General features: G+C 64.9%; 5 protein-coding genes and 1 pseudogene. 1 reads left to right on the forward strand and 5 read right to left on the reverse strand.

All coding sequences use genetic code 11. The features are described from left to right. Positions 1–586, reverse strand: a 586-nt coding sequence (locus GXY33_20595; protein ID NLX07547.1) for a flagellin, incomplete at its 3' end; no start/stop codon positions are given. A 223-nt stretch (positions 587–809) separates the two neighbouring features. On the opposite strand from GXY33_20595, the gene aroA reads away from it, so the two are divergent. Then, positions 810–2,102, forward strand: coding sequence for a 3-phosphoshikimate 1-carboxyvinyltransferase (gene aroA / locus GXY33_20600; protein ID NLX07548.1), 1,293 nt, complete (start codon positions 810–812; stop codon positions 2,100–2,102). 51 nt (positions 2,103–2,153) lie between these two features. Here aroA and GXY33_20605 read toward each other — a convergent pair whose 3' ends face one another. From GXY33_20605 to GXY33_20620, 4 genes and pseudogenes are all read right to left on the reverse strand, one after another. Continuing rightward, positions 2,154–2,993 carry a glycosyltransferase gene (locus tag GXY33_20605; GenBank protein NLX07549.1) on the reverse strand — a complete coding sequence of 280 codons (840 nt, stop codon included), beginning with the start codon at positions 2,991–2,993 and terminating at the stop codon, positions 2,154–2,156. Between the two features lie 182 nt (positions 2,994–3,175). Further along, positions 3,176–3,463 (reverse strand): annotated as a pseudogene (locus GXY33_20610) (hypothetical protein). Between the two features lie 178 nt (positions 3,464–3,641). Further along, complete coding sequence (locus GXY33_20615; protein ID NLX07550.1) at positions 3,642–5,159, reverse strand: AAA family ATPase; 1,518 nt, start codon at positions 5,157–5,159, stop codon at positions 3,642–3,644. Positions 5,160–5,169: 10 nt separating this feature from the next. Further along, positions 5,170–5,484, reverse strand: a 315-nt coding sequence (locus tag GXY33_20620; GenBank protein ID NLX07551.1) for a hypothetical protein, incomplete at its 5' end; no start/stop codon positions are given.

Below are 5,484 nucleotides of genomic sequence, written 5' to 3' on the forward strand. Positions count from 1 at the left end.
CCGCGATCCTCAAGGTGACGTTTTCGCCGGCAAGGGCTGATTTGGCGTAGATCAGCCGCGCGTACTGGCCGGTCTGGAGAACCTCGACCATGATCGGACGGGGAGCCCCGCCCGTCGACTGCATCGACTCGATGCGGGCATCCTGGATGCACGAAGCGGCCAGGCCGCTGAACCGAAAGTCCGCCGACCCGTCGAGCAGCTTGACGCCCGCGAACTCGGCGCCGCCGGCGATCCGGTTGATGCTGGAAAGGATCGAGTCGACCTCGAGCTGTTTGGCTTCGACCTCCTCATCGCCCAGTCCGGCCCGGTTGGCCGTCGAAACCACCATGTCCTGCAGTTCGACCAGGAGGTTGGAGATTTCCGTGAGGGCGCCTTCGGCGGTGGCGACAACCTGCGAGGCCCGCTGGCCGTTGGCGATGGCCGCCTGGAGCGACGCCTTCTCGCCCCGCAGCACTTCCGAGGCGATAAGGCCGGCTGGATCGTCCGAGGCGCGGTTGATCCGCAGCCCTGTACTGAGTCGTTCCAGGGACTTGTTCGACGCGGCCAGTTGCGTGTTGAGCACCCTGGCCGCGATCATCGAAGTCACGTTCGTGATCCTGCACACAGGCTCTGATCCTGGTTCTGTGCGCTTGGCTGCGTATCTTCTGATTCTTCGACCGGTTTGGCGCGAGCCGTAAGCTGCGAAACGGCCGGCACCCCGATAAAAGCCTCTCTGACGCCGTCGCTTGACAGTCCGTGCGCCGCCATCGTATGATCAAATAAAGTCAGTCTTGTTGATTAACAGCTTGAAGCTCAGGTGGATTGCGGCAGTGGCCAAACTCGTTTGCTCCAAATCGCGGTTGCGCGGACAGGTCGGTATTCCCGGGTCGAAGTCGCATACGATCCGGGCGGTGGTGTTCGGCTCGCTGGCCGACGGCCGGACGATCATCCGCCGGCCACTGGTCAGCCTCGACGCCCGGTCCGCCGCTGCGTGTTATCGGACCTTCGGAGCCCAGATCGACCTGAACGCCGGATCGGCAGACGAGCCGGTGTGGCGAATTGAGGGGCTGGCGGGCCAGCCGAGACTGCCCGAAAACGTCATCGACGTCGGCAACTCCGGCACCACCTTACGAATGGCTTTGGGCACAGCCAGCCTGCTGGACCGCGGCGCCGCGGTCTTCACCGGTGACGATCAGATTCGCCGCCGGACCGCCGGACCGCTGCTGCGGAGCCTCAACGACCTGGGCGGCCGGGCCTTCAGCACCCGCGGCAACGACCTGGCGCCCTACGTGGTGTCCGGCCCGCTGACCGGCGGCAAGACCGAGATCCAAGCCGTTTCCAGTCAGTACCTCTCGTCGCTGCTGGCCTGCTGTCCGCTGGCCTCGGGCGACAGCGAGATCACAGTAACGCTGCTCAATGAAAAGCCGTACGTCGAGATGACCCTCTGGTGGCTGGAGACGCTGGGCCTTCGTTACGAGAACCAGGATTTCAAACGCTTCCGCATTCCCGGCGGTCAGCGGATCAGCGGATTCGAGATTGCGGTGCCCGGCGATTTCTCATCCGCGACGTTCTTCCTGTGCGCCGCCGCCCTGGCCGGTGACGAGGTCCGCCTGACCGGACTCGATATGAGCGACACGCAGGGCGACAAAGCCGTGATCGACTACTTACGTCAGATGGGAGCCTCGATCGACATCGACAAGGACACCATCATCGTCCGCCAGGCCAAGCTTCATGGCGCGCGGATCGACCTGAACGCCACGCCTGACGCCCTGCCGGCGATGGCGGTGACCGCCTGTTTCGCCGAAGGGCCCACGCATCTGGCCAACGTCCCGCAGGCAAGGATGAAAGAGACCGACCGGATCGCCGTGATGACGCGGGAGTTGACCAAGCTGGGCGCCAAGGTCGAGGAACTGCCCGACGGGCTGATCGTCCATTCCAGCCGGCTTCGCGGCGGCTTGGTTGATGGCCACGGCGACCATCGCGTGGTCATGGCCCTGGCGATGGCCGGGCTGGTGACCGACGAGCCGGTCGAGATCGAAGGCAGCGAAGCCGCGGCGGTCACCTTCCCCGACTTCGTCCGCCTCATGACCGACCTCGGCGCCGCCCTTCGCGAGACCGCCTGAGCGCGATGCTTCCGCTCTGCAAAAGCCGCGACTGTGAGGGAGCCGGCTTTCCTACGAACCGCGAAGCCCCCGTTCACACCAAAACTCTCCGTGCCTCTTCCGGCGATAGTACGCCCGGTGAACGTCCTCAACCGTCGGATCGATGACCTTCTCCGGCGGATGGTGCAGGTGCAGCGTCAGCGCCCGCTCAGCGATGCACCGTCCGCGAAAGCCCGCCAACTGAAGCCGCAGGCCCAGGTCCTGATCCTCCCAACCCCATCGATCGAACGCCTCGTCGAACCCGTTGACCTTCTCGAACATCTCGCGCGGCATCGAACAGTGCCCGCTGGCGAATCGCACCCGCCGGAATCGTCCTTCCGTCGGACAGATCCGCGACAGCCACGAGGCCCGGCGGAACTTCCGGGCCGCCTTCGCCATGTCCGCCAGCCCGCGATCAAGCACGTCCTGGCCGAGTGTCTGCGGCAGGGCCGTACAACCGATAGACTCTTGCGAAACGCCCGTCGTCTGCTCCTGGCCCAGGCGAATGGTGTTGCCGACGATCCATCGCCGCTCGTCCGCCGCTTCCAGATGCCGCTCGATGACATCCGGAAACAGCACGAGGTCGCCGTCGAAGAAGAACAGGTAATCCCCGCTGGCATGCCGGACGCCCTGGTTGCGATTGGCGGATCGGGAACCTCGGTGCCCTGTTCGAGCATGCATGATGTTCAGCGGCGACGATCGGATGAAGGCCTCGATCGACTCGACGTGCCCAGCGTCCGACCCGTCGTCGGCCACCACCACCTCGTCCGGCGGCACCGTCTGGGCCTCGATCGAGGCCAGGCAATTGCGCAGAAACTCCGAACGATTGTACGTCGTGACGATGACCGAAATGCTGCCGACCGAATGCGCCATCACACCTGCCGAACCGGCGTTCCAAAGTCGCCATTATAACGCCGCCCGGCGACGTGACCAGCCCCCGACTCGACCAACTGCACCCGCAACTACTGCACCGGCTTGACCGCGCCGGTGCTGGAACTGGGCGTGCTCATCGCTGAGGAACCGACGTAGCCCCAACCCAATTCCTCTTCCGAGATTTCGTGCGAGAACTGCTCGCCGAACTCGCTGAAGCTGAACAGCGAGAACGCCCGCTGGCTGTTGTAGTCCACCACCCGCAGGTCGTCGGTCTCGTGGAAGTCCTCGCAGACCATGTCGAAGTGATTCCCGTAGCGCCGCCGGACCTTCTCGACGTCCAGCTCGAACCCCATGAACTTCGCGATCCCCTTGGCGGTCAATCGCCGGATCACTTGCGGATCGGTCAATGACTCGCAGTTGGTGACGATCACGATCGGGCCCGAACCGGTAAACAGAATCGCAGCCTTCATCGCACCACACTCCCGGCCTTCGGCCTCACAAGAATACCCCTGGATAAAGGTATTATATCACAGCCGAAAACCGGATGCAACCCGCCGCCAAAACGCCTTCGCCGCCGTGGCCACACCGTGGTTCTGCGAAAACCACGGGCAGACAAGCTGTCTCATTGGGGCTTCAGCACTCCTCACCTCAGTCCGCTGGAACGCAGCGGGTGCGGGCCCATTCCCGAAGGGCGTCGACGTGCTCAGCCATCGTCACCGACAGCGGCGGCGACGTCACCAGGGCCTTGAGGACCAGGTCCGTGGTCAGTTCAGTGTTCTCGCCGTAGGCGTCGTGCAGACCGGCCAGCACCGCCCCTTCGATCTCAGCTCCGCTATAGCCGTCGGAGGCGTCGGCCAGTTTGTCCAGGTCGAACTGGTCGGGATTGCGCCGGCGCTTGCGGATGTGGATGGCGAAAATCTCCCGCCGGGTCTCCCGGCTTGGCAGATCGACGAAGAAGATCTCGTCGAACCGGCCCTTGCGCAGCAGCTCCGGCGGAAGCGCGGTGATGTCGTTGGCCGTCGCCACCAGAAACACCGGAACCGTCCGCTCCTGCATCCACGTCAGCAGCACCCCGAACATCCGCTGCGAGAGTCCGCCGTCGGTGCTCCGCGCCGCCGCCGAGGCGAACGCCTTCTCGATCTCGTCGATCCACAAAATGTTCGGCGACATCATCTCCGCCTGCTTGAGGGCGTCGCGAAGCCGCCGCTCCGACTCGCCGATGTAACGGTCATACAACGCGCCTACGTCCATCCGCAGCAGCGGACGCTGCCACGCCGTCGCGATCGCCTTGGCGCAGAGACTCTTGCCCGCCCCCTGCACGCCCAACATCAGCACGCCCCGCGGGGCCTCCAGGCCGAACGCCGCCGCCTCGTCCGACAACGCGTTCTGCCGCTGGCGAAGCCACGCCTTAAGCCGCACCAGCCCGCCGATCTCGCTCAAATCGATCGGCGTCTCGACGTACTGCAGCAGCCCGCCGCGATGCAGCATCTGCCGCTTACCCGCCAGCACCTTGTTGATGTCGTCCGCGTTGAACCGCCGCTCCTCCGCCACCACGTCGATAATGATCTGCTCAGCCTGTCGCCGGCTCAGGCCGCTGAGGTTCCGCACGATCGTCCGCAGGTCCGCCCGCGTCATGTCCACCTCGATCGGATTCTCGCGGTGAAACCGGCGAAGCGTGTTGACCACGATCTGCTCCAGCTCCTCCCGCCCCGGCAGCGACAGCTCGAACCGCGTCGCCTCCACGTTCAGCACCGACGGCAGGTCCTCGTGATGATCCACCAGAATAAGATGCCCGCCCGTCTCGCGATACCGCCCAATCACCTCGCGCAGAATCCTCTGGGTCCGGGCGTCCTTGAGGTGCTCGACCAGATCGAGCATCACGCACACCGACCGATTCTCGCGCATCGCGAAGTGGTACAGCGCCGCGGCCGGATGCTCGGTGTCCTTGATCGGCAGCCCGTCGTCGCGGAACGCGTCGCGAACCCCGTGGATCACGCTCCAATACCACATCGGCCGCCGCAGCCGCTGGGCCGCGTCGCGCACCACGTCCAGGGCGTAGGCCTCCTCGTAGCTGACGATGGAAATGCACGCGTGACGGGCCCGCAGGAGGAGTTCGAGCCGCTGCGAATCGCCCATGCCTTCCAGCCTTTTCGCGTTGCCGTTCATCGCTGCCATTCTACCGCAACGACGCGTCCGCCGCAAACTCCGCGTCCGCCCGATCGGTCCGCGCCGCCGACCACGTTGCCGCCGGTCCGGCCAGCAGGAAGTCCATCCCCAGCACCATCCCGCTGAGCACAAAGAACAGCGAGTTATTGAACGGGTCGACCGAAGTCTCGCGGAACATCGCGTCGATCAGGTAATTGGCGAACATGATCCAGTAGAGCACGACGAAATCGCGGGTCATCCAGCCGCGCCCGGTCGGCGAGAGCCGCCGGTACACCCGCAGACTGACCCGCAACAGCCCGATCAGCACCAGCACGTACAACACCAG

This window comes from Phycisphaerae bacterium, from assembly GCA_012729815.1.
Lineage (GTDB): Bacteria > Planctomycetota > Phycisphaerae > JAAYCJ01 > JAAYCJ01 > JAAYCJ01.